The following is a 26,347-nucleotide window of genomic DNA, read 5'->3' on the forward strand; positions in this document are numbered from 1 at the left end:
CACAACGGATATCGACAACGATTATTAATATTTCTACGAATAATTTTTAAAATATAGACTATGATATAAATCATAGGAATCTAATCTATACCCGCATTATTTTTGTCATTTGAATAATAAATCAAAATGACACTTACCAACAAAATTGAACTCATGGCTCCCGCAGGGAACTTTGAGTCGCTTCAGGCTGCTTTAGATAATGGTTGTGATTCCGTATATTTTGGAGTTGAACAGCTGAATATGCGCGCACGTTCGACGGTGAACTTTACAATTGAAGATTTAAAAGAAATTGCGAAGCGTTGTGAAGCCCAAAATGTTAGAAGCTATCTTACATTAAACACGATTATTTACGATCACGATTTATCTGTCGTAAAAACATTATTGAACAAGGCGAAGGAAGCTAATATAACGGCGGTAATTGCTTCTGATCAGGCCGTAATTGCCATGGCAAGATCAATTGGAATGGAAGTTCATATTTCAACTCAGTTGAATGTAACGAATATCGAAACCATAAAATTCTACAGCTTATTTGCAGATACAATGGTTTTGAGTCGAGAATTAAGCTTGCGTCAAGTAAAGAATATTACGGCTCAAATTGAAAAAGAACAGATAAAAGGTCCAAATGGAAATTTAGTTGAAATCGAAATTTTTGGCCACGGAGCTTTGTGTATGGCAGTTTCAGGGAAATGTTATTTGAGTTTACACTCTCATAATTCATCTGCGAATCGTGGCGCCTGCAAACAAAACTGCCGAAAAAAATATACTGTTATCGATCAGGAAACTGGTTTTGAAATCGAACTTGATAATGAATACATGATGTCGCCAAAAGATTTATGTACGCTGGATTTCTTAGATCAAGTTATAGATTCTGGAATTCAGGTTTTAAAAATTGAAGGGCGTGGTCGTGCGCCCGAATATGTAGCAACAGTTATTAAAACTTATCGTGAAGCTATTGATGCTTATTATGATGGAACTTTCTCCAAAGAAAAAGTAACAGTTTGGATGCAGGCTTTAGAAACTGTCTACAATCGTGGTTTCTGGTCAGGATATTATTTGGGACAAGAATTAGGAGAATGGAGTGCTATTCCAGGATCTGCAGCAACACAGAAAAAGGTTTATGTTGGAAGAGGAACACATTATTTTCCAAAAGCCAATGTAGGACAATTCAAAATAGAAGCTTACGATATAAAAATTGGGGATAAAATTCTCGTAACCGGACCAAGCACCGGCGCTCAGGAAATGATTATTGATGAGATGTTTGTAAATGATCTCGCAGCAGAAAAAGCTACAAAAGGAGACGATTGTACTTTTAAACTTCCATTTAGAATCAGAATGTCGGACAAATTATATAAAATTGTTGAAGCGTAATGGTTATCGTAACTTTACAAAGAGATAAATGTATTGGATGTAATTACTGCGTCGAAATGGATCCAGTGCATTTTCAAATGTCAAAAAAGGATGGGAAATCAGTTTTGATTCATTCAGTGAATGCAAAAGGCTTTTTTACATTAAAATCTCCAAATCATAGTATTGTTGAAAGCTGCGAATTAGCAGCAAAAGCTTGTCCGGTGAAAATTATTACGGTTAAAGAGACATAGATATATTCAGCCTAAAAAAAGCTTAAAAAAACCTATTTTGTGTTAAACAGAACAGGTTTTTTTATTTTACACGTCTTATAATTCAAACGATAAAAAGCAAAATAAAAAAAATACTATCTTTACCGATCAAACGTTTATGAACTTAAGTTGCTTTTATGCAACACTACATATATAATTATGGCATGTACAAGTTGTTCAACCTCTGATGGCGGCGCACCAAAGGGTTGTAAAAATAATGGGACTTGCGGCACCGACAGCTGCAATAAATTGACGGTTTTTGATTGGCTTTCGAACATGAGCCCGTCTAATGGAGAGGTGGTTTTTGATTGTGTTGAGGTTCGTTTTAAGAACGGACGTAAAGAGTTTTTTAGAAATTCAGAAAAATTAACGTTAAGCATAGGTGATATTGTAGCAACTGTTGCATCACCAGGACATGATATAGGAATTGTTACTTTGACAGGAGAATTGGTAAAAATTCAAATGAAGAAAAAAGGAGTAAATCCAGATAGTAACGAAGTTCCAAAGATTTATAGAAAAGCATCTCAAAAAGATATTGATATTTGGTCTGTAGCACGTGATCGTGAAGAACCAATGAAAGTTCGTGCACGTGAATTGGCAATTCAGCATAAGCTGGAAATGAAGATTTCAGATATTGAATTTCAAGGTGATGGATCAAAAGCTACTTTTTATTACACCGCAAATGACAGAGTCGATTTTAGACTTTTGATTAAAGATTTTGCAAAAGAATTTAGTACAAGAGTTGAGATGAAACAAGTTGGTTTCCGTCAGGAAGCTGCTCGTTTGGGTGGAATTGGATCTTGCGGAAGAGAACTTTGCTGTTCAACTTGGTTAACAGATTTTAGAAGTGTCAACACATCGGCAGCACGTTACCAGCAGCTTTCATTGAATCCACAGAAATTAGCAGGACAATGCGGTAAATTAAAATGCTGTCTAAACTACGAGTTAGATACTTACATGGACGCATTGAAAGATTTTCCAGATTACGACACTAAATTAGTGACAGAAAAAGGAGATGCAATCTGTCAGAAACAAGATATTTTTAAAGGATTAATGTGGTTTGCTTATACCAATAATTTTGCAAATTGGCATGTTTTAAAAATTGATCAGGTAAAAGAAATTATAGCTGAGAATAAACAAAAAAACAAAGTTTCTTCATTAGAAGATTTTGCAATTGAAGTGACTTCAGAGCCTGAAAAAGACTTTAATAACGCAATGGGTCAAGAAAGTTTAACTCGTTTTGACCAGCCGAAAAGAAAGAAAAAACCAAATCGTAAGCGTAAGCCAAATGCTGAAAATGCGATTGTTGCTGCTCCTGAAAAAACACAGCAAGCTAATAATAAACCTGGTGGAGGAAATTCGAATAAACCAAATAAAGGGAATAATCCGAATAAGCCAAATCACCAGAATAAGCCGCAAAATACGAATAAAGGAAATAACTCGAATAAGCCAAATTCAAATGAAAATAAAACGGCTGAACCTAGAAAACCTATAATTATTACAAAAAATGAGAATAAAAAATAGCGGAATTCTTTTTTTGGCAGCGATACTCCTTTTTTCGTGCGATAAAAAAAGAGTGTTCGATGAGTATAAATCTGTTGGAAGTGCTTGGCACAAAGACAGTATTGTAACTTTTGATCTGCCAGTTTTAGATTCTACCAAAAAATACAATTTGTTTGTAAATTTGAGAGACAACAACAATTATCCGTTTAATAATCTGTTCTTAATTGTAGCTTTAGAAACACCAAGCGGTTTTACAAAAGTGGATACTTTAGAATATCAAATGGCAAATCCTGACGGAACTCTTTTAGGAAACGGTTTTAGCGATATTAAAGAAAGTAAACTTTTTTACAAAGAAGATGTAAAGTTTAAAGGAACCTACAAAGTTCATATTAAACAAGCGGTTAGAGAATCAGGAAAAATACCTGGAGTTGAAGCTTTAGATGGTATTACAGATGTAGGTTTTAGAATAGAACAAAAAGATTAGAAAATAGTTATGGCTGCTAAGAAAAACAATCAAACAAATAGCGTTAAGGATATTAATTATTATAAAAAGAAGTTCTGGAGAGTTTTTGCTTATTCCTTATTAGGTATTCTGGCTTTCTTTTTATTTGCTTCTTGGGGACTTTTTGGCTCGATGCCTTCATTTGAAGATTTGGAAAATCCAGATTCTAATTTGGCAACCGAGATTATTTCTTCTGATGGAGTTGTAATTGGTAAGTATTTTAAAACCAATAGATCTCAGCTTAAATATTCGGATTTACCAAAAAGTTTAGTTGAAGCCTTGGTTGCAACTGAAGATGCTCGTTTTTACGAACATTCAGGAATCGACGGACGTGGAACTTTAAGAGCGGTATTTAGTTTAGGAACAAATGGAGGAGCAAGTACATTAACACAACAGCTTGCAAAACAATTATTTCATGGAGAAGGTTCTAAATTTCTCCCTTTTAGAATTGTACAAAAAATAAAAGAATGGATTATTGCCATTCGTCTGGAACGTCAATACACCAAAAACGAAATTTTGGCAATGTATTGCAACGTTTACGATTTCGGAAATTATTCAGTAGGAGTTAGTTCTGCTGCTCAAACCTATTTCTCAAAAGATCCAAAAGATTTAACCATGGACGAATCGGCTATTTTAGTCGGAATGTTCAAAAACTCGGGATTATACAATCCAGTTCGTAATCCAGAAGGAGTAAAAAACCGTCGTAACGTAGTGCTTTCTCAAATGGAAAAAGCAAAAATGATTACTGAAGCTGAAAAGTTGAGGTTGCAGGCCTTGCCAATTGCGTTAAAATTCAAACTAGAAAGCCACCGTGAAGGAACAGCTACTTATTTTAGAGAATACCTTCGTGATTACATGAAAAAATGGGTTGCCGAAAATAAAAAACCAGATGGTTCAGATTATGATATTTATAAAGACGGTTTAAAAATCTATACTACCATCGATTCGAGAATGCAGGCACATGCCGAAGAAGCAGTTTCTGAGCACATGAAAAATCTGCAGCAGCAATTTTTTATTGAAATGAAAACCAATAAAAATGCGCCTTTCGTAAACATTACGCAAGCAGAGACTGATCGTATTATGATGCAGGCAATGAAAAACTCTGTTCGCTGGGCTCAGATGAAAGACATGGATAAAAGCGAAGATGATATTATTGCTTCATTCAAAGTAAAAACAAAAATGCGCATCTTTACTTGGAAAGGAGAACGTGATACTGTAATGACGCCATTAGATTCTATTCGTTATTTCAAGCATTTTTTACAATCAGGTATGATGGCTATGGAGCCGCAAACTGGAAATATTAAAGCATGGGTTGGGGGAATTAATTATAAATATTTCCAATACGATCACGTTGGGCAAGGAGCAAGACAAGTTGGTTCTACTTTTAAACCATTTGTTTACGCAACTGCTATTGAACAATTAAATATGTCTCCTTGTGATTCAATTCTAGATGGACCATTTATGATTCATAAAGGACGTCATAATGTTACAGCAGATTGGGAACCGAGAAACTCTGACAACAGATACCGCGGAATGGTTACTTTAAAGCAAGGTTTGGCTAATTCGATTAATACGATTTCAGCAAAATTAATTGACAGAACTGGCCCAGAAGCAGTTGTTGAATTAACACATAAATTAGGGGTAAAAACCGAAATTCCTGCACAGCCGTCTATTGCTCTTGGAGCTGTTGATATTACGGTTGAAGATATGGTGGCTGCTTACAGTACATTTGCCAATCAAGGAGTTTATGTAAAACCGCAATTTTTAAGCCGTATCGAAAATAAAAGCGGCGAGGTTATTTACGAACCAATTCCAGAATCTCATGACGTTTTAAATAAAGATATTGCTTTTGCCGTAATCAAATTGTTAGAAGGGGTTACAGAAACTGGTTCTGGTGCTCGTTTGCGTACGCAAGGCGGTGGAAGTGGTGATAATAGATGGACAGGATATCCGTATATGTTCAAAAATCCAATTGCAGGTAAAACCGGAACAACACAAAATCAGTCAGATGGATGGTTTATGGGAATGGTTCCGAATTTAGTAACTGGAGTTTGGGTAGGTTGCGAAGATCGTTCGGCTCGTTTTAAAAGTTTAACTTACGGACAAGGAGCTACAGCAGCATTACCAATTTGGGGGTATTTCATGAAACTTTGTTATGCTGATCCAGGACTTCAAATTTCTAAATCAGAATTTGAACGTCCAGCAAATCTTTCTATAAAAGTAGATTGTTATAGCAGACCTGCTGTTGTAAAAGACACAACACAAACAGAACAAAATACAGACGAATTCGAGTTGTAATTTAGTCTCTTTTTTAAATATAAAATATCCTTTTGCGGCTTTCAGATTTGAAAAACGCAAAAGGATATTTTTTTTGGATTGGTTGATTTTATTTTTTTACGAAATCGATATAAATTAATCTAAAAATCTTATTTTTATCAAAAATATACGATAATAAAGACCCTTTGTTATGATAACAAAAAAAGTAAATAATGTTCAGGAAGCAATTGATGGAATAAAAACGGGAATGACAATTATGTTTGGCGGTTTTGGTCTGTGCGGTATTCCTGAAAATACTATTGCGGCTTTAGTAGAAACTACAATTTCAGATTTAACTTGTATTTCGAACAATGCCGGAGTCGATGATTTTGGTTTAGGATTGCTTTTGCAGAAAAAACAAATCAAAAAAATGATCTCCTCTTATGTGGGAGAAAATGCCGAGTTCGAGCGTCAGATGCTTTCAGGGGAATTGGAAGTAGAGTTAACGCCGCAAGGAACTTTGGCAGAACGCTGTCGTGCAGCACAAGCCGGAATTCCAGCTTTCTTTACACCTGCTGGTTACGGAACTGAAGTTGCCGAAGGAAAAGAAGTTCGCGAATTCAACGGTAAAATGCACATTATGGAACAAGCTTTTAAAGCCGATTTTGCTATTGTAAAAGCATGGAAAGGTGACGAAGCTGGAAATTTGATTTTTAAAGGAACTGCCAGAAACTTCAATGCTTGTATGGCCGGTGCAGGGAAAATTACAATTGCAGAGGTTGAAGAATTGGTTCCAGTTGGGACTTTAGATCCAAATCAAATTCATATTCCCGGAATTATGGTACAGCGTATCTTTCAAGGAGAAAAATTTGAAAAAAGAATCGAGCAACGAACAGTGAGAACTAAAAATTAGATAATGAGAAAATTTGATAATTAAGCAGATTGCGTAAAAATTTTCTAATTATCAAATTTTCTAATTAACACATTCAAGACATGTTAACAAAAGAAGATATAGCAAAACGAATTGCAAAAGAAGTAAAAGACAGATATTTTGTAAACCTTGGAATCGGGATCCCGACTTTGGTTGCAAATTATGTCAGAGAAGATATTGCAGTTGAATTTCAAAGCGAAAACGGAGTTCTTGGTATGGGACCTTTTCCTTTCGCTGGTGAAGAAGATGCAGATATTATCAATGCAGGAAAACAAACCATAACCACACTTCCGGGTGCAAGTTTTTTCGACTCGGCGTTTAGTTTCGGAATGATTCGCAGTCAAAAAGTAGATTTAACCATTCTAGGAGCAATGGAAGTTTCTGAAAACGGAGATATCGCAAACTGGAAAATTCCGGGTAAAATGGTAAAAGGAATGGGAGGTGCGATGGATTTAGTGGCTTCCGCCGAAAACATCATCGTTGCTATGATGCATGTGAATAAAGCAGGCGAATCTAAAATCTTAAAAAAATGTACTTTGCCATTAACAGGTGTAGGATGCGTTAAAAAGGTTGTAACTGAGCTTGCGGTTCTCGAAGTAACAGAAAAAGGTTTTAAGCTCTTAGAACGAGCGCCAGGTGTTTCTGTTGAGCATATCATTGCTTCAACTGAAGCCGATTTGATTATTGAGGGAGAAATTCCAGAAATGGCAATTTAGATTTTAACCGCAATGTACACAAAGAAAGTATATGAAATGTTTTAGTTTCGCAAAGACACAGAAGCTCAAAGTTTTTAAAAATAAAAAAACCGCTCAAAATGAGCGGTTTTTTTATTTTTAAAAACTTTGTCCCTTTGCCACTTTGAGCCTTTGGAACTTAATCTAAATTGAAAGAAGCTCCTAAACTAAAAGTCGTTTGATTATTTAAGTGATCAAAAACACCATCATTACTTCCGTATTTTTGCAATTGGAAATCCAATTTCAGTAAAAACTCCAAAACCATCTGTAAAGAAATAACGTCCGCCAATGTGACCTCCAAAATTATGTAATCCTAAACTTAAACCTGGGTAAATATCTAATTGTTCTACACCAATAACACTGCTTAAATTAGCATTAATTCTTGCTTTAGCGTCAAAACGATCTTGAAAATCTGGTTTGTAATCGTTGTAAGGAGTTGGATTGTTATGATAGAAACCAGTAAAATTATCTACACCAAGTAAATAATTAGCAACAAAACCAAAAGAGAAATTTTCTCCTAAACCAAAATCTACAGACCCTTGAATTCCAGAACCTCCATCTTGTATATTAGCACCAACGTTTACTTTTATATCTCCTTTTCCTTTAAAAGCCTGCTGCGCCTGAGTAAACCCAAATGTTACTAAAAACAAAAATGTAATAACCTTTTTCATAAAACTTAAATATTAATTATTGAGTGCAAATTTAGTTTTTTAGGTGCTAATTCCTACCTTTTTCATCGGAATATAATTCGTTCAGCGGATCACTCTGCCAGAATTCTTTAGTATCAATATCCATAATTGTCAACGGACCTTTAAAAGCGGCACCAGTGTCAACATTCCATACACAAGCCTTTTGTACAGGTATAGTCTGTCCAATTCTGGTAACAGGCGTATGCCCAATATAGATTTCTTTATAAACTGTAAAACGCTTCGGATAGTACAAATCATCTGGTTTTAAGTTTGGATCTAATGAAAGTGCAGTTTCCCATAGTGTTCTATCCCAATAAAATAGTTTTGGAAAGTATTCCCAAACAACACCATTTAAATTAGTAAAACCAGCATGTACAAATAGACGATTTTGATCATCTAAATAATAATCCTTAAGTGCTTCTAAAAAAGTAATATGTGTTTTCTTTTTTTCTTCAGATACTTTAGCATAGCCTTCAACAGTTGCTCTTCCGCCATGTTTATACCACATTTCTTCATCAAGGTCATCATGTCTGTTTTCAAGCCATTCTAAAGCCAATTGATCGTGATTTCCTCTAATGCAGATGCAGTTTTGCTTACTTTTTAGATCAATCAAATAATCAATTACTTCTGCTGACTGACTCCAGCCGTCAACATAATCACCTAAAAATATAAGAGTATCTTTTGTAGTAACTTGAGCTTTTTTCATCACTTGCTCAAGTGCGAGTAATCCTCCGTGTATGTCGCCTATAACAAATGTTCGCATTTTAAAAAATTTCGGGTATTAACTACAAAAATAATTAAAATGATTTGTTTGGAATCATTTAGTTGTTAATCTTTAAAAATTGATACTATTTATAACAGCAGAAGCTCTCTAGTTATAGGTTTCCTGTTTAAATTTGCATTATGTCAGACTTGCCAACATATCGAAAAATTATTCATATTGATATGGATGCTTTTTATGCTTCTGTTGAGCAGATGGACAATCCGATGCTGAGAGGAAAACCTGTGGCAGTTGGAGGCTCAGAGAATAGAGGAGTCGTTTCTGCAGCAAGTTACGAAGCTCGAAAGTTTGGAGTTAGAAGTGCTATAAGCGGAGTTTTGGCCAAAAAATACTGTCCAGATATTATTTTTGTTCCTCTGAGATTTGATCGATATAGAGAAATCTCTAGTAAAATTCATAAGATCTTTCATGACTATACAGATTTAGTTGAACCGCTTTCGCTGGATGAGGCTTATCTCGACGTTACTCAAAATAAAAAAGGAAATCCCAGTGCAAGTTTATTGGCGCAAGAAATTAGACTTAGGATTTTAAATGAAGTTGGTCTAACCGCTTCGGCTGGAATTTCAGTTAATAAGTTTGTGGCTAAAATTGCCAGTGATGTCAACAAACCAAACGGACAAAAAACGGTAAATCCAGATGAAATTTTAAGTTTTTTGGAAGAACTGCCTATTCGAAAGTTTTATGGTGTTGGAAAAGTCACAACAGAAAAAATGTATCAATTGGGCATTTTTACAGGATTAGATTTAAAAAACAAATCGCTGGAGTTCCTTGAAAAACATTTTGGCAAGTCAGGAACTTTTTACTACCATGTTGTTCGAGGCGTTCATAACAGCGAGGTAAAAGCATCTCGTACAACTAAGTCCGTCGCAGCCGAACATACTTTTGATGTTAACTTGTCTTCTGAAATTTTTATGCTGGAGCAGCTTGAAAAAATTGCCGCTTCACTAGAAAGGCGGTTGAAAAAGCATACTATTTCAGGAAAAACAGTTACACTTAAAATAAAATACAGCGATTTTACACAGCAAACTAGAAGTAAAACACTGCCTTATTTTATTTCGGATAAAAGTTTAATTATCGAAATTGTTGAAGAATTACTATATCAGGAGAAAATGAAAGATTCAGTTCGATTGTTGGGAATTTCTTTAAGTAATCTAAATACCGAAGAGAAAAAAGCTGTTGTTGTGCAGCTAAAGTTTTCATTTTAAGTGTATTATTAAATAATTAAACTTATGAATATTTTTGTTTTTGTGATGAATTTTCTTCTTATATTTGAGTTGAAAATTTAGATAAAATCAAATATCTGAGCATGAAAACAAACTTATCTGAGGAGACTTCGGATCGTAATTCAGTTCCTATTTTGGCGTGGGATTTTCATTGTGAGTATTTTAGAGAGCTCAAAGCATTTCTTGCAGACTTAAAAAGAATGAATAAAATCTCCAATCAGTTCGTTTGGAATCAGGAAAACTTTGATATCGAAGAGCGTATTACAAAGGAAGTTGTTTTGGTTACTGATTTGAATTTGAAAATCATTTTCGCTTCAAATGGAATTAAAAAAATGACTGGTTATACAGAAGATGAAGTTTTAGGAAAAACACCAAAAATGTTTCAAGGGCCTGCCACATCAAAAGTGGTTTTAAATGAAATAAGACAAGCGATACAACAGCAAGTTCCATTCAATAAAACCCTTAAAAACTATAAAAAAGACGGAAAAGTTTACAAATGCAACATTGATGCAATACCTGTTTATAATTTAAAAGGTAAAGTTTCTCATTTTATAGCTTTCGAAAAAGAAGATAAAAGTGCTTAGTTTTAGGTTCAAAGGCTCAAAGTGACAAAGGCTCAGAGTCACTAAAGAAAATCATAAAAGGGTAGACCTTTAAGTTATAGTAAAAAAGAAACCGCCATTTGGCGGTTTCTTTTTTTAAAATCTAAGTACCTCAGAACCTTAGTTCCTCAGCATCTAGAAAAAACTATAAATTTTCAAAGAAGTCATTTCCTTTATCGTCAGTGATAATAAAAGCTGGGAAATCTTTAACGGTGATTTTTCTAACCGCTTCCATTCCTAATTCTTCAAAATCAACAACTTCAACTTTTAGAATATTATCTTGAGCCAAAATTGCTGCGGGCCCGCCAATAGAACCTAAATAGAATCCGCCGTATTTATGACAAGCATCAGTAACCTGTTTAGTTCGGTTTCCTTTTGCAAGCATAATCATACTTCCGCCATGTTTTTGAAATTCATCAACATAAACATCCATTCGACCAGCCGTAGTTGGACCAAAACTTCCTGAAGGCATTCCTTCTGGCGTTTTTGCTGGTCCAGCATAGTAAACAGGGTGGTTTTTAAAATAGTCCGGCATTGGTTTTCCTTCTTCAAGCATCTCTTTAATTTTAGCATGTGCAATATCACGTGCTACAATTACAGTTCCGTTTAACTTTAAACGCGTTTTGATAGGATATTGAGATAGTTTTGCCAGCATATCTGCCATTGGCTGATTTAAGTCAATTTCAACCGGAGCTTCTAAATGCGGAGCTGTTTCTGGTAAAAATTGTTTTGGGTTCACTTCTAATTGCTCAACAAAAATTCCGTCTTTCGTAATTTTTCCTTTGATATTTCTATCTGCAGAACAAGAAACTCCTAATCCAACTGGGCAAGAAGCAGCGTGACGAGGTAAACGAATTACACGAACATCATGTGTAAAATATTTTCCTCCAAACTGGGCGCCAATTGCACTTTCCTGGCAAATTTGCTGTACACGTTCTTCCCATTCATGATCACGAAATGCCTGACCAGCCATGTTTCCTGAAGTTGGTAAATGGTCATAATAGCCTGCTGAAGCTTTTTTTACAGCACTTAAATTCGCTTCAGCAGAAGTTCCTCCAATAACCAAAGCTAAATGGTATGGCGGACATGCTGAAGTTCCTAAATCTTTAATCTTAGTACGGATAAAAGCATCTAAAGATTTATCGTTTAATAAAGACTTAGTTTGTTGGTATAAATATGTTTTATTTGCAGAACCACCTCCTTTTGCCATAAATAAGAATTCATAAGAAGCTCCTTTTTTAGCATAAATATCAATTTGAGCTGGAAGATTTGAACCTGAATTCTTTTCTTCAAACATCGAAATTGGAACGATCTGCGAATAACGTAAGTTACGTTTTTGATAGGTATTAAAAATTCCTTTGCTTAACCATTCTGCATCATCAACACCAGTAAAAATGCTTTCACCTTTTTTTGCCATTACAATTGCAGTTCCGGTATCTTGGCAGCTTGGTAATTGTCCTTCGGCAGCAACAGAAGCATTTTGAAGCAAATTGTAAGCCACAAAACGATCATTATCTGTAGCTTCAGGATCGTCAAGAATTTTTCTTAATTTCTGTAAATGCGTCGTTCTAAGCATAAACGAAACATCTGTTAAAGCTTCTTCAGCCAATAACTCTAAACCTTTTGGGTCAACGGTAAGAACTTCGCGTTCACCAAATTGTTCCACTTTTACAAAATCAGAAGTGATTTTGCGGTATTGCGTATCATCCTTTAAAATAGGATAAGGATCTTGGTATATAAAATCAATCATTGCTTTGTTTTTTACAAAGTTAGAAATTATTTACCTAAGAAAGAATTTGAATAAGACTTGTTTTTGAGTGTTTATTCTCGTTTGTGAAATTCGTCAAACGATACTTTTTTCTCGAAATAAACCTTGTCTTTGGCAGAAACTAACTGCTTTTTCCAATGATTGCCGTTTAAGCGAAAAGCAATAGAGTCAGAATGTGAAACAGTTCCCATATCTTCATTATCATCTTCGGGGAAATAGGTCACGGTTTTACAATAAAAAGATTCAGGATTAGATTTTGCATTAGGATTGTCAAACTCAACCCAGCTTCCCCAACCTCCATCGAGCATAGAATCCCATTCATGAACCAGTTGTAAGTCACTGTTTTTTAAATAAAACAAATAATTATTTTGGCTATAACCGCAGGCAGGATATCCAAAAGTAATTTGAACAAAAGGAGAATTTTTGGAAGCCGTCGAATTTAATCCATATGTTGCTCCCCATTCAGATCCTTTATCAACGCCTTTAATTGAAATTTGTGAATCGGTAACTTTAGTTTTATTTACATAGAAATCAAGACGATATTTTGCAGTTACAATGCTGTCTTTATCTGCTGTTTGATTTAATAGATGAGCTAAAATAAAATTGGTTTTTGAGGTTTCTTCTCCTTCAGCAATTGAAATTGTATCTGTTTTTAAAAAATGTTCTTTTACGACAGTTGTTTCTGTTTTAGATTCTGCAGTTGTACTTGTAAGTTGCGTTTCAGGTTTTGGTTTTTGGCAGCTTATTAAAAGCAATAAAAATAAAAGAGCTTGTGGTTTCATTATTTTTTTAATTATTATTATCAATGTTCCTTTTCAGTAAAGTTATAGTTTCAACATATTAAACCCATTCTATTCATATTCATAGAGCTGGACTTCAGTCCAGTTTACAACGATTTTAAAATCAAATTATATTAAGTTTTGGAAAACATGTTTTTGTTCAAATTTGACGTTGAATTTTTCTAAGAAAGAAAAGTATTCATCTTTAAAATTTTGTTTTTTATGATGTTCTTCTTGATTTTTAATGTATTTATAAACAGCATCAATATGAGACTGACTATAGGAAAAAGCGCCGTAGCCTTCCTGCCATTCAAATCTAGAAGTTGTTAATTGATTATCATTAATATATTTTGAAGATTTTCCTTTTACAATTCTCATTAATTCAGAGATAGAAACTGTTGGTTTTAAGCCGAAGAAACAATGAACATGATCTTCTGTTCCATTTACAATTATTGTTTTACATCCAGTTTCATTAATTAGATTACCAATAACACCTAATATTTTTGATTTACATTCAACGGTAATAAGCGCTTCTCTATATTTAACTGCAAAAACTGCCTGAATATAAACTTGATGAAAGGTATTTGACATATTTCTGTATTAATTTGTAATGATTTTTATCATCACAATAATACAAAATACCTTACAAATTTATTGATTCAATCTCAAATTTATTTTAAACTGGACTGAAGTCCAGCTCTACAAAATAAATCATTCCTTCGGAATTTAAAAAATAATATTGTAGGGCGGGACTTCAGTCCAGTTTATACAGAATAAATTGGTTCTTCAAAATCAAGAAAAGTGCATAAGCACGAACAATATTGTAGGGCTGGACTTCAGTCTGTTTTATACAGAATAAATTGGTTTTTCAAAACCGCGAAAAGTGCATGAGCACAAACAATATTGTAGGGCTGGACTTCAGTCCAGTTTATACAAGATGTAGGATCAATTAGTTAAAAAAACCATGTAGCCACAAAAATCGCCGTAATCACACAAATTAAATCAACCAAAAGCATTGTTCCCAAAGCGTAGCGTGTGTTTTTGATATTTACAGATCCAAAGTAAACGGCAATTACGTAAAAAGTACTTTCGGCGCTGCATTGAAAAATACTGCTTAATCTAGCCGTCAATGAATCTGCTCCAAAAGTATTCATCGAATCAATCAAAAATCCGCGAGATCCTGCTGAACTAAATGGACGAAGCATAGCTACAGGCAAAGCATTTGTGATTTCTTTACTCACACCCATATTCGAAAATACAAAAGCAATTCCATCACTTATAATTTCAAATAAACCACTGTTTCTGAACAAAGAAATAGCGACTAACATACCCAATACATAAGGAAAAATAGTAACGCCGGTTTTTACACCATTGTTTGCGCCAACTACAAATGTCTCAAAAACGGTTGTATTGGCATCAGTAAATTTTTTCTCGTGAATGAATGAAAAAATCAAAGTAAAAGCGATAATTGCAATTAATATCAAACCAGAAAGGTTAGAAGTAAAGTAGTTTTTTCCAATTAAATCTAAATGATTTACATACATCAGCAAGCCAACAATAGCAGCAATTAATCCCATTAAAACAATTAGAAGTGAAGCGCTTTTAAAATTGATTTTTTGTTTAATTCCAACAATTAAAAAGGCCGCAATTGTGCCAATAAAAGATGTAATGATACAAGGCAGCATAACATCAGCTGGATTAGTTGCATTAGCTGCCGCACGATATCCAATAATTGAAGTCGCAATTAATGTTAATCCAGAAGCGTGAAGACACATAAACATAATTTGAGCATCGCTCGCCCTGTCTTTGTCGGGGTTTATTTCCTGTAAACTTTCCATAGCCTTAAGTCCAAACGGAGTTGCAGCTGAATCTAATCCTAAGAAATTAGCAGCAAAGTTTAAAGTCATATAAGATATTGAGGGATGATTTTTAGGAATACTTGGAAATACCTTTACAAACACAGGACTTAATACTTTAGCCAGTCTTCCAGATGCTCCGGAAATAATTAAAAGCTCCATTAATCCGCAGAAAAAGGCCAGATATGCCATAAGAGGCAGAATTAAGTCAAGTAAAGTAGTTTTACAAGTTGGAAGTAAACCATCCGATTTTTGAAGACCGCTGAAAATTTTTACTGTTTTGTTTTTATAAACATAAGTTGTGTCAGCATTAAGCGTATCACGATTGATAATCATCGTTTGATCTGGCGCTTTTTTAATACTGTCCTTGATAAAAGCAGGAAGTTGCTCAATGTATTTTTCTGAAACTAAAATCGGATCATCTTTTTTTCCATTCAAGACAGAATCAATAGTATAAGTATTGGCAGTAAATAAACTGACTACAATAAAGACAATCGAAGAAATAAAAATCACTAACCAGAATCTGCTTAATACCATAATGCTAATTTTTTTTGTAAATGTAATTATTTAGGGATAATATGCACAAAGATTTTATAATCGAAACGAGAAGTATCTCTCACAAGTAATAATCATTTAGTGAAATTTTGATTTATTCAATGACAATTTTGGTCTCGAGATAATTTTCAAAAGTTTTAATTTCTTTAAAGAGCAGTTCTTTTTTGGCGCTTTTGATTTCACTAAAAAACTGTGTTTCAATTTTTGCGTGATCTTTTTTGATCGTTCTTTTCCATGTTCCAATAACCTTTCCGTTTTCCATAATTATGGGTTTAAAAATACCGTTGTTGGTAAAGGCTTTAGCTTGATGTTCTAATAAAATTGATGCTTCACGCGTTTTATATGATATGAGAATTTCATCAAAAGCAGGGAGAAAATGTACGCTTTCGCGGAAGATATTCTCATTAGAAGTATCAGAACCAAACCAATAAGTTTGATTTTCAATTTCGACCGAATTCAATTCTGATTCGATTGAATGAATCGCCAGTTTACAGACTGTAGGCGAAAAACCAGACCACCACGAAAAATCAAGTAAAGTTGCCGGGCCATGACTTTCGAAATAACGTTTTGCTAATTTTGCCAGTCCCTCTTCTTTTGTCAGTTTAGTATTTGGCCGTTCAACACGTTCTTCAAGAAGTGCATATGTAATTTGTTTGCCATTCATTTTACCGTTACAAACCAAACCATCGAGTTCTGCATTCATCATAATTGCGGCACTTAGAAAATCTTCTTTCGAAGTTTTTTTAATGCCTAGTTCCTGCATTATTTCATCTCGTGTCAAATGATTGTTTCTCGCCAATAATTTTTCAATCGAAATATTAATTTGATCTAGTTTTTTGGAATCAAAACCATATTTTTTTGCCGCTGAAGTAGTGAATCTTTTTACTTGCGGTGCTGAAAGATCAAGCATCCAATAAATATCATCTGCCGAAACAAAATGCCAAGTCGGTCTTAAAATATGGGTTCTGATAATCTTACCAGAATCTACAGCTTCTTCAATTTCCTTTTCAGATGTATCACACCGAGATCCCACAGCCCATTTTGCCATGGCATAATCTTGCGCTTGCATTGCACCTAAATAGTGTACAACTTCTTGTGGAGAACATTTAGTTGTTTTGTAAAGTTTTTGAGAAACAAGACGATGATGTGAAATTTCCGAATGTGTCATTTTTTAAATATCAAAATAAACTTTGCATCTCTGCACCTTTGTGCCTCTGTACCTTAAAAATTAAACGTGAATAATTTCATCGTCAATCAATAAATCTTCGCGACGCAGACGGAGAAAAATCTGTGCAACGGCAATAGTATCTTTTTCGCAATACGTCACAATTCGATCGATATCTTTTTCTACATAAAACACGTGGGCAACTTGACTGCCGTCAATATCTCCTTTTGGCGATGGAACACCTAGAATTTTAGTTAGTAATTTTAAGGATGTAAAATGTTTATAATCGCCAAACTTCCATAATTCTAAAGTATCCAAATGTGCAATTTCCCAAGGTTTTTTACCAAATAAATTTAGTTTATCTGGAATTGCAATTTGATTGATAATCATTCGGCGGGCTAGAAACGGAATATCAAATTCTTTTGCATTGTGTCCGCACAAAAGATGTTGTGGCTGATTGAAATGATTGTTTAATAAGTTATTAAAGTCTTTCAAGATCTTTTTTTCTTCTCCAAAAAAAGAAGTCACTCTAAAATTACGAATGTCTCCTTTAATGGTAAAATAACCGACAGATATACAGACGATTTTTCCAAACTCGGCCCAAATTCCAGCACGATCGTAAAATTCTTCTGCAGTAAAATCGTCTTTTCGCTGATATTGTGTTTTATGATCCCAAAGCAGCTGCATTTCTGCATCAAGCGAATTGAAATTTTCTTCTTCTGGAACGGTTTCTATATCGAGAAAGAGAATGTTATTGAGGTTTATTTTTTCAATCATTATTTAGACATCTTAGATGTTAGATTTTTAGACTTCTTAGATTTATAAAAGTACAAAAACTAATGGTTATATAAGAATTAACCTATTTTTTTAAAATAAGCTTTGTTGTGTACTTGGGTTTTCGTGTTCCAAAAGCCATTTTTTACGAGATAATCCGCCTGCGTAACCGGTTAAAGAACCATTTGTACCAATAACACGGTGACAAGGAACTACAATCCAAAGCGGGTTTTTTCCATTTGCCGAAGCCACTGCGCGAATCGCTTTTACATCGCCCAATTTTTTGGTTTGATCCATATAACTCACCGTTTTTCCATACGGAATTTCAAGTAACGATTTCCATACTTTTTGTTGGAACTCGGTGCCTTTTGGGTTTAGTTTTAGATCAAAATCGGTTCTTTTCCCTTCAAAATATTCTTGGAGCTGCAAAACAGCTTCTTTCAAAACGTCAGGAATTGTTTTAGAAATCTCATTGCTGCCAATATCTGAAACTGAAATTACTGAAATACCATTTTCATCTCCAATAATTTTGGTGATTCCTAATGGTGAATTGATGTAAACTGTTTCCATATTTTTTTTACCGCAAAGGAGCAAAGGTATATCGCAAAGTTCGCAAAGTTTTTTAAACCAAATAAGATTCTATGTTAGTAATTTAAGTTTTTGTTCGTTTTACTAAAGTTCGTAAAGTTTACACTATTGTCACCCTGAGCGAAGTCGAAGGCTTATGAAAACAAAAGGACTTCGACTTCGCTCAGCCTGACATTCGTCGTCTTTAATAATTCTCCAGTTTAAAATGATAGTTTAATTCGTTTTGAATTTTTTCGCTTGAAATAGTCTTTTTTATGTCTGATTTTTCAGAACTGAATATTGGCAAAACTAAATTCAATTCTTTTGCTTTTTGAGTGTAATATTCTTTTCGCGAAGGATGAAAAGGTGCAGCAGCATTAAAAACTTCATTCCATTTTGATTGTATGATGATGGCTTCAATTATGCCAATGCAGTCATTTTGATGAATAAGATTTACGGGAGCATCTGGGTTCTTAAGATTTTCTTTTCCGGCTAAGAACTTTACAGGTTGTCTGTCTGCCCCAATTAATCCGCCGAAACGAAGTATTGTGGTTTCGAAATTTTGATTTTTTTGAAGAATCTGCTCTGCCAAAAGCAATTGCCGACCGCTTTCGGTTTCTGGATTTGGGTTTGTTTCTTCTGTAATTAAACTGTTTTCATCACCATATACAGAAGTTGAACTTACAAAAAGGACTTTTTTGATTGCTGCATTTTCTATAAAGGGAATTAAATTTTCAATTTTTTTGACAAAAATTTTATCGGAAGAATCAGAGTTGTTTTCTCTTAATTTGGGCGGAATATCAATAATTAAAATTTCGTTTCCGTCTAAAAAAGCGTCTATACTTTCTGAAATTCTGTCGCTCTCAACCGAAACTAAAAAAGGATTTATGCCTGCATTTTCTAAAATGGAAAGTTTATGTTCAGAAGTTGTTGATCCTTTTACCGAATTTCCTGTTTTAATTAGTTTTTTAGCCAGAGGTAAACCCAGCCATCCGCAGCCCATTATGCTTATTTTTGCCATTTTCGTGTAAAGATTCAAAGTTGAAAAGGCTCAAAGTTAAAACTTATAAAAGACTTTTTATGCTTGTCTTGCGATTGTTTCAGAATGTTTGCAAGAACAACAAAAGATTGAGTAAAGAAGATTTCTGAAAAAAAGGAAGGGCAGTACTTAATTTAAAAGTCTGCCCTGAGATTTAATTTTCGACCAAAGTTTTTAAACTTTGAAGTATAGGATTTTCATCATCTTGAGGTTCTTCCTGAATGGCTCCAGGACGATTGTCTTCTTGAATTATTTGTAGTTTTACTTTGTTGTTTTCTTCAGATAAAATATAACTCATTATGAAATAATTTTCTGGTTTGTCCTCTAATTCTGGACGTGGAAAAAACAAAGAGTATTTTATTTTCTGATTTGGAACAATTTCTAAAATACTGCCCCATTGCTCAAAGACTTGACCTTGCCATTCATTTCTAAAACGTATTTCATTACCTGTTTTCCAGTCTGTAATAAGTTCGCTGCCATATTGCCACTGTTTTACTAACTCTGGTTTTGTCAATGCATTCCAAACTTTTTCAATAGATGCATTTAAGATTGTAGTTGAAATGTTTGTTGCCATAAAACTATTGTTGTTTAATAACCGGTTTTAAACTGTCTTTTGTAATAATGGTAGAATCTTTTACAGTTGCAGCAGGCGGTAAAACAGGTGCCGGCGGTGTATATCGTTTTATTTTTTGTTGTATTAAAACCGCATCATTTAAAACAAAAGGAGTAGGCATCATCCAGTCACTTCTAGGTTTGATTTTAAGCAACGGATTGGATAACAAATCAAAAGAACTCTCTATTAAATCCATATCAAAAATAGACGATTTATTAATATAGAAATCCAAAACAAGAGGTTCATTGCCTACAACATAGTAACATAAAAGACGCATTCCTTCTCGCTCTAAACGATTTCCTTTTTCGTCTGAAGTCGAAACTCCATTTGCCTTAAAGTTGTAAAATGTCATTTTGGGGTTAGCATAAATATCGTATCGATTTACTTTTCGATTAGGAGTAATTTTAATTTTTAAATAGCGATTATTGCCCACAACACTGTCTTTTATAAAAGAGATAGTTGGTTTTGGTACATCGATAACTGGAGCGATTGCACTGTATGTAAAACCTGAGCTGTATTTACTGCTTAATGGCAGATTATTTAATCCCGGAGCTTTCTGGTTTTTTTCTCCCAAATAAGCTTTTGTCCAATCATCTAGATTTGTATCGTAAGTAGCCCAAATTGCTGAGTTTGAATTTGCATTGTAGATGTATAATAAACTATTTGATTTTGCCTTTCCTGGTTCATATCCTGAATGATAACCCGCGTAAACGAAAAAACCTATTGAGCAGGCAAAGAAAACGATAAGCCAAACGCCTTTTTTTATAAAAGAGTTAAAAACCGGAAGCAGTAACCCGAAAAGAAGAACCGTTAGAACTGCGCTTCCAAAAAGTATTTTTAAGCCCAAACCAATTGGGAACATTACGATAAACGGAGCTACAATTGCCAATGCAGGAATACTGAAAATCAAGTTTAAACCCAAGCCGGAATATTGAGTAAAAACGTAGATTGCGAATAATACTATTCCAAAATAAACAGGAATAATTAAAAATCCTGCGCCAGTTAAACTGTTTGCTAAAAAGGCATTTATAATAATCCAAAGTAATAAAGGAGCTGCAAAATGATTCATAGTAGCCTTTGCATCTGAAAAATGATGATAAAAGGCAAAACAAATGGCAATACTCAGCGTTACAAATGCTCCAATATAAGCGTGACCATTATAGGTAAATCCGTTTAGTAAATCAGAATATTGCGGATAGATTTCTAAGATAATTTTCCAACCTAAAAAAGTAACTAATCCAGCCGTAATTATAGATCCTAAAAGCGGAACAAAACCTTTAAATATTTCTCTGAAAGTAATAATACGTTTCGCTTTTCCAATGAAAATAAGAATAATCAATAAACCAAAAGCAATCAGAGTCATTGGCGCAACCCATGAAAACGGATAGCTTATAAATGAAAATGGAATGTTAAAATATACATTATCTTCTGTTGATGAAGTTTTGTTTAAGTCTGTATTGGCAAAATATTTCAGCAAAGGCATTAAATAAGATCCTTGATGTGCCAGAGTAGTTTTGCTTAAATGATGAATATCGTCTTGCTGTGTATGATAATTGTAATGTCCGTCGATAAAAGCAAAGTTGAATCCTTGAATATTTCCCTGTTCTCTAAAAACAGTTAAATCAGTATCGTTTGGAAGCATTTTATAAATGCTGTACATTAACGAGTTAGAAACGGGATAAGCTGTTTTTGCCTTCGAAAATTCTTCAACAAGGGTTTGATTGCCTTTGTTCGTTTCCATTAACATATAACTTGGTCCCGAAGTTCCTCTGGCTTCAAAGTTTAAAACTAGACCAACATCTTTTGCCCAAGGATGTTTGTTTACAAAAAGTGCAGCGCCATTTAAGCCTAATTCTTCAGCATCTGAAAAAAGAATAATAATATCATTTTTTTGTGGCTGTTTAGCGTATAAAAAAGCACGAATTCCTTCTAGAATTGTGGCTACACCCGATGCATCATCACTTGCGCCTTTTGAAAAAGAGTGCGGAGCACTGTCGTAATGCGATAAAAGTAAAAGCGCTTTAGTATTATTAGTACCCTTAATACGGGCTAGAATGTTTTTTGATTTTACTAAAAGACCTTTGTCGTTTAGTGTAAAACCCTCTTGAACACTAGTTTCTAAACCAATGCGATTAAGTTCAAGCTTAAGATAGTTTGCTACTAATTCATGATTTGTTGACCCAACATAATGTGGTTTCTGAGCGATAATCTGCACTTGATTGAAAGCTCTTTCAGTCGAAAAATCAGCAAGTGCTTCATCATTTTTTGACAGCCATTGCGGCATCATTGCGGCATAAATAATGCCTAATAAGGTTAAAATGCAGACTACTGCCAGAATTGAGGCTGGGTTTTTTTTCATGATGAGTATTAAACTAAATTTCTTTTTTAACAAGCATATAATAATCATTGTCCAAAGAGCGATATCCTTGGTCGTATAGGAAATAGTAGGTATTTCCTGTTTTGGTCAGCAAGATATTGGTAAAGAAATCAAAATCAAAGCCTTTATTAATCATTTTATCTTTTGTTGCTTTTGATTTCCCATCAGTATTTAACTCAGACAAAATACGGTAATTTTTTCGTAATTTATTGTTTACATTACGCATATAATTGTTGCTGTCTTTATTTATTTTATTGTTGTAGGCATTTCGGCAGCTGTCTGAGCAGAATTTTTTGTCTTCTCTGCCAAAAAGTTTTTCCGAACATTCGAGGCACGTTTTCATTAATTTATTTTTTTAGTTTCGTACAAATCTGTTCTTCTGTCTTTTAGAATTCGAACGCTCCCGTGTTCATGAAGCTCTTTAAGCAGATTTAGATCAACATCTACAATCAATGTCATTTCGGTATTTGGTGTTGCTTCCGCTTTAATTCCATTACTAGGAAAAGCAAAATCTGAAGGCGTAAATACAGAAGCCTGCGCATATTGAATGTCCATATTATTTACCTTCGGAAGATTGCCAACACAGCCTGCAATCGCAACATAACATTCATTTTCGATAGCACGTGCCTGCGAACAGTGTTTTACACGAGTGTACGCATTTTGAGTATCGGTTAAAAACGGAACAAATAAAATATTCATTCCTTCATCTGCCAATAATCTTGAAAGTTCTGGGAATTCGACATCATAGCAAATCAAAATACCAATTTTACCACAATCCGTATCGTAGGTTTTAAATTCAGAACCGCCTTTCATTCCCCAATGCTGTACTTCATTTGGTGTGATATGAATTTTTGAATACATCTCAGAAGTACCGTCTCTTTTGCATAAAAAACCAACATTGTATAAATTACCATTTTCCAAATGCGGCATACTTCCAGTTATAATATTGATATTATATGAAATGGCAAATTCCTGAAAACGCTTTCGAATTGGATCTGAATGACGCGCTAGTTCTCTAATTGCTTCGGCTTCGGATAAATGATTGAAATCGGCCATTAAAGGAGCGATAAAAAGCTCTGGAAATAATGCAAAATCACTTCCATAACCAGAAACAACATCTATAAAAAATTCGGCCTGTTCAAAAAGAGCTTCGACATTGTTTAACTGGCGCATCTGCCATTGTATTAATCCCAGCCTGATAACGCTTTTTTCAAGATTTATAAGTTTCGGACTTTCGTCATAGTAAACATTATTCCATTCTAATAGAACCGCAAATTCTTTTGATTCCTCGTCGCCTTCTAAATAGTTTTTGATGATTCTCAATACATGAAAATCATTGCTGAGCTGAAAAGAAAGTACAGGATCGTGCAGTTCCTTATCTTTAACTTTTTCGATATAGTTTTTTGGAGATAATTTTTTAGCGTATTGATTGTAATTTGGAATTCTTCCGGCAAAAACAATGGCTTTTAGATTAAGTTGTTCGCAAAGTTCCTTACGCGCATCGTAAAGACGTCGGCCTAAACGAAGACCTCGATAGTTGGGATGAATAAAAACATCAATTCCGTACAAAATTTCTCCATTAGGATTGTGAGTTGAAAACGTATAATCGCCAATAATTTGTTTGTAGTTGTGTCTTTTATCAACGAGTTTTTCATCAACAATAAGCGATAATGCCGATCCAACAACTACACCATCAACAAGAATAACTAATTGCCCTTCGGGAAATATCGAAAGTAATTTTTTGATGTCACTAGATCTCCAATACGAATTGGCCATTTCAGGATACGCTTCAACCATTGAGTTTTTCAATTGTTTGTAATCTTCAAGAGCTAAATTTCGTAGTTCTACTTTTTTGATTTCTGCTTGCATATCGTAGGATTTATCTCAAATATACAAAAAGATTTCCATTTACAAACGCTTACAAGTATTTACAACCGAAAGTAATTAGTTTACAACCGAATATTTTTTGCGGTCGATCGCATCTTTGCCTTGTTGAATTTGATCAACGAATTCTTTATATGAACATTTAAAAAAGTAAAAGCCATGAATGCAATGAAAAACAGAGTACAATTAATTGGTAACGTAGGAAGTGATCCAGAAATTAAAACGTTAGAAACAGGTAAAAAAATAGCCCATTTAACTATCGCTACAAATGAGATTTATAAAAATGAGAAAGGCGATAAAGTAGAAAAAACAGAATGGCATCGAGTAACAGCGTGGGGAAAAACGGCTGAAATCATTGAAAAGTTTGTTGTAAAAGGAAAAGAGGTTGCTATAGATGGCAAATTAACGCACAGAAGTTATGATGATAAAAATGGAGAGAAAAGATTTATTACTGAAGTTGTTGTAAATGAAATTTTGCTGCTTAGTAAATAATCTTCTAATCAAAAGAATAAAACTAAACCTAACATGTTTTTAAAACGTGTTAGGTTTTTTTATGAAATTATAGAATCGAAGCGCCATTTGTATCCGTTGTTAAGACTTCGCTCATATAATCTAAAAAAGGCCGCATGTTCTTGAAAGTTTCTAAAGCTTGTTCTAAAAACTGAGGGCTCAAAACTTCATCATCTGTAAAGCGCTTAAGTACTAAAAACTGTTTGTAACGTAGTAAGTCAATTGCTTCTTGAGTTGTGTCAAAACCTTTTGGTGCTGTTTTAAGTTGTTCACCTTGTAAAGTTCCAAAGGTAGAAACAAAAGATTTTGAGTTTAAGATTGTTCTAAACGATTCTGAATCATGTCCAAATTCGCTTCTTATGCGTTTTAAATCTGCTGCATTCGGTCCCCAAAATCCCCCGCCAACAAAAGTATTTCCTTTTTCTATATGAAAATAATAACCGCCTCTTCTTTCACTTGTTGCTCGCGTAAAACTGCCGCCCCAAAAGGTTTTAAAAGGAGTTTTGTCTTTAGAAAAACGAATATCTCGATAAATTCGGTACACACTTTTTTTGCCGGAAGCTGTTTCTATAAGATCAGTTTTAGAAAGCTCTTGTAATAACGTGCCTGCAAAAGTTTCAATATGATTTAATTCTTTTAAGTATTCCGGTTTATGTGCATCAAACCAAGGTTTGTTATTGTTTTCTTTAAGTTGAGACAAAAAATCAAGGCTGGATTTTGGTATAGTTATGTGATTTTCCATATTTAGTTATGAAAGTGTTTTTTAAAATCAGATGCTGAATTTACTTTAAAATTAAAAACCCACCAAATCTATTGGTGGGTTTTCTATATATCGTTAAGCTGTTTTTTTGAATAAATCAAACATAGGACAACGTGAACAACGTTTCTTTTCACTTTTTTTGTATTTCTCACAACAAGAAGATTTACAGTTTTCTAACTTCTTAATGTTTTCAAGGATAGCTTTATTCTTTTTTTTCTTTTTATCCTTTTTCTTGTCCTTGTCTTTTTCTTTCTTGCCCAATTTTCCTCTGTATTATAAAAACAGTAGCAAATATAAATCAAAAAAGTTATTTTTAAGTATTCTAAATAAACTTTAACTTTTTTTATTTTGGATTGATTGCAATTGAGCTCGTAACTGTTAATTGCTGAATATCACGATCAAACAAGTAAAGTCCGCCTTTATCATCTCCAATTAAGTTTATTTTATCTAAAATTGATTTAGCAGTTGCTTCTTCCTCGATTTGTTCAGAAACATACCATTGTAAGAAATTATGTGTTGCATAATCTTTTTCTTCAAAAGTTATGTGCACTAATTCGTTGATCGATTTTGAAACAAAAAGTTCATGATTATAAAGCTCCTCAAACATTTCTTTAAAAGTAGAATAGCTTGTTTTTGGCGCTTTTAGATCTGTTATATGAGCGTGTCCTCCGCGTTCGTTTACATATTTTACTAATTTTAGCATATGTGCACGCTCTTCATCTGATTGTGTGTACATAAATTGAGCGATTCCCTCTAATCCGTGTACTTCAGCCCAACAAGCCATAGAAAGATAAGTTTGCGAAGATTCTGCTTCTATGCGAATTTGCTTGTTTAAAGCCGTTTCAATATTTTTTGATAGCATA

Annotated in this window: 26 protein-coding genes and 1 pseudogene; 10 read left to right on the forward strand and 17 right to left on the reverse strand. The window is 34.0% G+C overall.

The window, feature by feature from the left end; translation table 11 throughout:
• Positions 1-126: 126 nt before the first annotated feature.
• The 7 genes from ACHRV0_RS03480 to ACHRV0_RS03510 all read left to right on the forward strand — a co-directional run bounded on the left by ACHRV0_RS03480 (position 127) and on the right by ACHRV0_RS03510 (position 7,524).
• Positions 127-1,368, forward strand: coding sequence for a peptidase U32 family protein (locus ACHRV0_RS03480; protein WP_395439916.1), 1,242 nt, complete (start codon positions 127-129; stop codon positions 1,366-1,368).
• Positions 1,368-1,598 carry a ferredoxin gene (locus ACHRV0_RS03485; RefSeq protein WP_129022668.1) on the forward strand — a complete coding sequence of 77 codons (231 nt, stop codon included), beginning with the start codon at positions 1,368-1,370 and terminating at the stop codon, positions 1,596-1,598. The genes ACHRV0_RS03480 and ACHRV0_RS03485 overlap by 1 nt, the downstream gene beginning before the upstream one ends.
• Positions 1,599-1,775: 177 nt before the next feature.
• The gene (locus ACHRV0_RS03490) at positions 1,776-3,140 is read left to right on the forward strand and encodes a regulatory iron-sulfur-containing complex subunit RicT (protein WP_129022667.1); all 1,365 of its coding nucleotides are present in this window, start codon (positions 1,776-1,778) and stop codon (positions 3,138-3,140) included.
• The gene (locus ACHRV0_RS03495) at positions 3,124-3,603 is read left to right on the forward strand and encodes a gliding motility lipoprotein GldH (RefSeq protein WP_395439917.1); all 480 of its coding nucleotides are present in this window, start codon (positions 3,124-3,126) and stop codon (positions 3,601-3,603) included. Before ACHRV0_RS03490 ends, ACHRV0_RS03495 begins: the two co-directional genes overlap by 17 nt.
• A 9-nt stretch (positions 3,604-3,612) precedes the next feature.
• Positions 3,613-5,919 (forward strand): penicillin-binding protein 1A, encoded by a 2,307-nt coding sequence (locus tag ACHRV0_RS03500; RefSeq protein WP_129022665.1) that lies wholly within the window; start codon positions 3,613-3,615, stop codon positions 5,917-5,919.
• A gap of 169 nt (positions 5,920-6,088) precedes the next feature.
• Positions 6,089-6,790 carry a CoA transferase subunit A gene (locus ACHRV0_RS03505; protein ID WP_129022664.1) on the forward strand — a complete coding sequence of 234 codons (702 nt, stop codon included), beginning with the start codon at positions 6,089-6,091 and terminating at the stop codon, positions 6,788-6,790.
• Between the two features lie 80 nt (positions 6,791-6,870).
• Complete coding sequence (locus tag ACHRV0_RS03510; RefSeq protein WP_078006684.1) at positions 6,871-7,524, forward strand: CoA transferase subunit B; 654 nt, start codon at positions 6,871-6,873, stop codon at positions 7,522-7,524.
• Between the two features lie 157 nt (positions 7,525-7,681).
• On the opposite strand, the pseudogene ACHRV0_RS03515 reads toward ACHRV0_RS03510, so the two are convergent.
• Positions 7,682-8,213 (reverse strand): annotated as a pseudogene (locus tag ACHRV0_RS03515) (DUF6646 family protein).
• Between the two features lie 46 nt (positions 8,214-8,259).
• A complete protein-coding gene (locus tag ACHRV0_RS03520) occupies positions 8,260-8,994 on the reverse strand; it encodes a metallophosphoesterase family protein (RefSeq protein WP_129022662.1) in 735 nt (244 codons plus the stop codon).
• Between the two features lie 140 nt (positions 8,995-9,134).
• Between ACHRV0_RS03520 and dinB the strand changes: the two genes are divergently transcribed.
• Both dinB and ACHRV0_RS03530 read left to right on the forward strand, forming a co-directional pair.
• Positions 9,135-10,217 carry a DNA polymerase IV gene (dinB, locus tag ACHRV0_RS03525; protein WP_129022661.1) on the forward strand — a complete coding sequence of 361 codons (1,083 nt, stop codon included), beginning with the start codon at positions 9,135-9,137 and terminating at the stop codon, positions 10,215-10,217.
• A gap of 101 nt (positions 10,218-10,318) precedes the next feature.
• Positions 10,319-10,819, forward strand: a complete 501-nt coding sequence (locus ACHRV0_RS03530; RefSeq protein ID WP_395439918.1) for a PAS domain-containing protein — start codon at positions 10,319-10,321, stop codon at positions 10,817-10,819.
• A 163-nt stretch (positions 10,820-10,982) separates the two neighbouring features.
• Here ACHRV0_RS03530 and ACHRV0_RS03535 read toward each other — a convergent pair whose 3' ends face one another.
• The 12 genes from ACHRV0_RS03535 to ACHRV0_RS03590 form a co-directional block, all read right to left on the reverse strand.
• On the reverse strand, positions 10,983-12,587 hold the full coding sequence (locus ACHRV0_RS03535) for a fumarate hydratase (protein ID WP_395439919.1): 1,605 nt from the start codon (positions 12,585-12,587) through the stop codon (positions 10,983-10,985).
• A gap of 71 nt (positions 12,588-12,658) precedes the next feature.
• A complete protein-coding gene (locus ACHRV0_RS03540; RefSeq protein ID WP_395439920.1) occupies positions 12,659-13,387 on the reverse strand; it encodes a hypothetical protein in 729 nt (242 codons plus the stop codon).
• 126 nt (positions 13,388-13,513) lie between these two features.
• The gene (gene tnpA, locus ACHRV0_RS03545; protein WP_395439921.1) at positions 13,514-13,975 is read right to left on the reverse strand and encodes an IS200/IS605 family transposase; all 462 of its coding nucleotides are present in this window, start codon (positions 13,973-13,975) and stop codon (positions 13,514-13,516) included.
• Between the two features lie 362 nt (positions 13,976-14,337).
• Positions 14,338-15,777: a nucleoside recognition domain-containing protein gene (locus tag ACHRV0_RS03550; RefSeq protein ID WP_395439922.1), complete on the reverse strand. Its 1,440-nt coding sequence runs from the start codon at positions 15,775-15,777 to the stop codon at positions 14,338-14,340.
• 112 nt (positions 15,778-15,889) lie between these two features.
• Positions 15,890-16,963, reverse strand: a complete 1,074-nt coding sequence (locus tag ACHRV0_RS03555; protein WP_395439923.1) for a winged helix DNA-binding domain-containing protein — start codon at positions 16,961-16,963, stop codon at positions 15,890-15,892.
• Positions 16,964-17,023: 60 nt separating this feature from the next.
• Positions 17,024-17,737, reverse strand: a complete 714-nt coding sequence (locus ACHRV0_RS03560; RefSeq protein WP_129053391.1) for a 3'-5' exonuclease — start codon at positions 17,735-17,737, stop codon at positions 17,024-17,026.
• Positions 17,738-17,827: 90 nt separating this feature from the next.
• Positions 17,828-18,304 carry a methylated-DNA--[protein]-cysteine S-methyltransferase gene (locus ACHRV0_RS03565; protein WP_395439924.1) on the reverse strand — a complete coding sequence of 159 codons (477 nt, stop codon included), beginning with the start codon at positions 18,302-18,304 and terminating at the stop codon, positions 17,828-17,830.
• Between the two features lie 202 nt (positions 18,305-18,506).
• On the reverse strand, positions 18,507-19,322 hold the full coding sequence (locus ACHRV0_RS03570) for an NAD(P)H-binding protein (RefSeq protein WP_395439925.1): 816 nt from the start codon (positions 19,320-19,322) through the stop codon (positions 18,507-18,509).
• Between the two features lie 172 nt (positions 19,323-19,494).
• A complete protein-coding gene (locus ACHRV0_RS03575; RefSeq protein ID WP_395439926.1) occupies positions 19,495-19,914 on the reverse strand; it encodes an SRPBCC family protein in 420 nt (139 codons plus the stop codon).
• A gap of 4 nt (positions 19,915-19,918) precedes the next feature.
• Positions 19,919-22,312 carry a M28 family peptidase gene (locus ACHRV0_RS03580; RefSeq protein WP_395439927.1) on the reverse strand — a complete coding sequence of 798 codons (2,394 nt, stop codon included), beginning with the start codon at positions 22,310-22,312 and terminating at the stop codon, positions 19,919-19,921.
• Between the two features lie 13 nt (positions 22,313-22,325).
• The gene (locus tag ACHRV0_RS03585) at positions 22,326-22,673 is read right to left on the reverse strand and encodes a hypothetical protein (protein ID WP_089058040.1); all 348 of its coding nucleotides are present in this window, start codon (positions 22,671-22,673) and stop codon (positions 22,326-22,328) included.
• The gene (locus ACHRV0_RS03590; protein ID WP_129022651.1) at positions 22,673-24,199 is read right to left on the reverse strand and encodes a bifunctional GNAT family N-acetyltransferase/carbon-nitrogen hydrolase family protein; all 1,527 of its coding nucleotides are present in this window, start codon (positions 24,197-24,199) and stop codon (positions 22,673-22,675) included. The genes ACHRV0_RS03585 and ACHRV0_RS03590 overlap by 1 nt, the downstream gene beginning before the upstream one ends.
• Positions 24,200-24,373: 174 nt before the next feature.
• Between ACHRV0_RS03590 and ACHRV0_RS03595 the strand changes: the two genes are divergently transcribed.
• Positions 24,374-24,706, forward strand: a complete 333-nt coding sequence (locus ACHRV0_RS03595) for a single-stranded DNA-binding protein (RefSeq protein ID WP_395439928.1) — start codon at positions 24,374-24,376, stop codon at positions 24,704-24,706.
• Between the two features lie 67 nt (positions 24,707-24,773).
• Here the strand turns inward: ACHRV0_RS03595 and ACHRV0_RS03600 are convergent, their stop codons facing one another.
• The 3 genes from ACHRV0_RS03600 to ACHRV0_RS03610 all read right to left on the reverse strand — a co-directional run bounded on the left by ACHRV0_RS03600 (position 24,774) and on the right by ACHRV0_RS03610 (position 26,346).
• Complete coding sequence (locus ACHRV0_RS03600) at positions 24,774-25,466, reverse strand: DUF2461 domain-containing protein (protein ID WP_395439929.1); 693 nt, start codon at positions 25,464-25,466, stop codon at positions 24,774-24,776.
• A 93-nt stretch (positions 25,467-25,559) separates the two neighbouring features.
• On the reverse strand, positions 25,560-25,745 hold the full coding sequence (locus tag ACHRV0_RS03605) for a hypothetical protein (RefSeq protein ID WP_083692280.1): 186 nt from the start codon (positions 25,743-25,745) through the stop codon (positions 25,560-25,562).
• Positions 25,746-25,827: 82 nt separating this feature from the next.
• Complete coding sequence (locus ACHRV0_RS03610) at positions 25,828-26,346, reverse strand: ferritin (RefSeq protein ID WP_089053408.1); 519 nt, start codon at positions 26,344-26,346, stop codon at positions 25,828-25,830.
• Position 26,347 lies beyond the last annotated feature (1 nt).

Source organism: Flavobacterium sp. FlaQc-30, from assembly GCF_044005885.1.
GTDB lineage: Bacteria > Bacteroidota > Bacteroidia > Flavobacteriales > Flavobacteriaceae > Flavobacterium.

What these genes read in the sequence shown, in the direction of transcription:
- ACHRV0_RS03580 (WP_395439927.1), bottom strand. Translation starts at nt 22,312, where the DNA reads ATGAAAAAAAACCCAGCCTCAATTCTGGCAGTAGTCTGCATTTTAACC.
- ACHRV0_RS03570 (WP_395439925.1), bottom strand. Translation starts at nt 19,322, where the DNA reads ATGGCAAAAATAAGCATAATGGGCTGCGGATGGCTGGGTTTACCTCTG.
- dinB (WP_129022661.1), top strand. Translation starts at nt 9,135, where the DNA reads ATGTCAGACTTGCCAACATATCGAAAAATTATTCATATTGATATGGAT.
- ACHRV0_RS03565 (WP_395439924.1), bottom strand. Translation starts at nt 18,304, where the DNA reads ATGGAAACAGTTTACATCAATTCACCATTAGGAATCACCAAAATTATT.
- ACHRV0_RS03550 (WP_395439922.1), bottom strand. Translation starts at nt 15,777, where the DNA reads ATGGTATTAAGCAGATTCTGGTTAGTGATTTTTATTTCTTCGATTGTC.
- ACHRV0_RS03485 (WP_129022668.1), top strand. Translation starts at nt 1,368, where the DNA reads ATGGTTATCGTAACTTTACAAAGAGATAAATGTATTGGATGTAATTAC.
- ACHRV0_RS03600 (WP_395439929.1), bottom strand. Translation starts at nt 25,466, where the DNA reads ATGGAAAATCACATAACTATACCAAAATCCAGCCTTGATTTTTTGTCT.
- ACHRV0_RS03575 (WP_395439926.1), bottom strand. Translation starts at nt 19,914, where the DNA reads ATGGCAACAAACATTTCAACTACAATCTTAAATGCATCTATTGAAAAA.
- ACHRV0_RS03500 (WP_129022665.1), top strand. Translation starts at nt 3,613, where the DNA reads ATGGCTGCTAAGAAAAACAATCAAACAAATAGCGTTAAGGATATTAAT.
- ACHRV0_RS03490 (WP_129022667.1), top strand. Translation starts at nt 1,776, where the DNA reads ATGGCATGTACAAGTTGTTCAACCTCTGATGGCGGCGCACCAAAGGGT.
- ACHRV0_RS03560 (WP_129053391.1), bottom strand. Translation starts at nt 17,737, where the DNA reads ATGATTGAAAAAATAAACCTCAATAACATTCTCTTTCTCGATATAGAA.
- ACHRV0_RS03555 (WP_395439923.1), bottom strand. Translation starts at nt 16,963, where the DNA reads ATGACACATTCGGAAATTTCACATCATCGTCTTGTTTCTCAAAAACTT.
- ACHRV0_RS03590 (WP_129022651.1), bottom strand. Translation starts at nt 24,199, where the DNA reads ATGCAAGCAGAAATCAAAAAAGTAGAACTACGAAATTTAGCTCTTGAA.
- ACHRV0_RS03510 (WP_078006684.1), top strand. Translation starts at nt 6,871, where the DNA reads ATGTTAACAAAAGAAGATATAGCAAAACGAATTGCAAAAGAAGTAAAA.
- ACHRV0_RS03585 (WP_089058040.1), bottom strand. Translation starts at nt 22,673, where the DNA reads ATGAAAACGTGCCTCGAATGTTCGGAAAAACTTTTTGGCAGAGAAGAC.
- ACHRV0_RS03495 (WP_395439917.1), top strand. Translation starts at nt 3,124, where the DNA reads ATGAGAATAAAAAATAGCGGAATTCTTTTTTTGGCAGCGATACTCCTT.
- tnpA (WP_395439921.1), bottom strand. Translation starts at nt 13,975, where the DNA reads ATGTCAAATACCTTTCATCAAGTTTATATTCAGGCAGTTTTTGCAGTT.
- ACHRV0_RS03505 (WP_129022664.1), top strand. Translation starts at nt 6,089, where the DNA reads ATGATAACAAAAAAAGTAAATAATGTTCAGGAAGCAATTGATGGAATA.
- ACHRV0_RS03530 (WP_395439918.1), top strand. Translation starts at nt 10,319, where the DNA reads ATGAAAACAAACTTATCTGAGGAGACTTCGGATCGTAATTCAGTTCCT.
- ACHRV0_RS03535 (WP_395439919.1), bottom strand. Translation starts at nt 12,587, where the DNA reads ATGATTGATTTTATATACCAAGATCCTTATCCTATTTTAAAGGATGAT.
- ACHRV0_RS03595 (WP_395439928.1), top strand. Translation starts at nt 24,374, where the DNA reads ATGAATGCAATGAAAAACAGAGTACAATTAATTGGTAACGTAGGAAGT.
- ACHRV0_RS03480 (WP_395439916.1), top strand. Translation starts at nt 127, where the DNA reads ATGACACTTACCAACAAAATTGAACTCATGGCTCCCGCAGGGAACTTT.
- ACHRV0_RS03540 (WP_395439920.1), bottom strand. Translation starts at nt 13,387, where the DNA reads ATGAAACCACAAGCTCTTTTATTTTTATTGCTTTTAATAAGCTGCCAA.
- ACHRV0_RS03520 (WP_129022662.1), bottom strand. Translation starts at nt 8,994, where the DNA reads ATGCGAACATTTGTTATAGGCGACATACACGGAGGATTACTCGCACTT.
- ACHRV0_RS03610 (WP_089053408.1), bottom strand. Translation starts at nt 26,346, where the DNA reads ATGCTATCAAAAAATATTGAAACGGCTTTAAACAAGCAAATTCGCATA.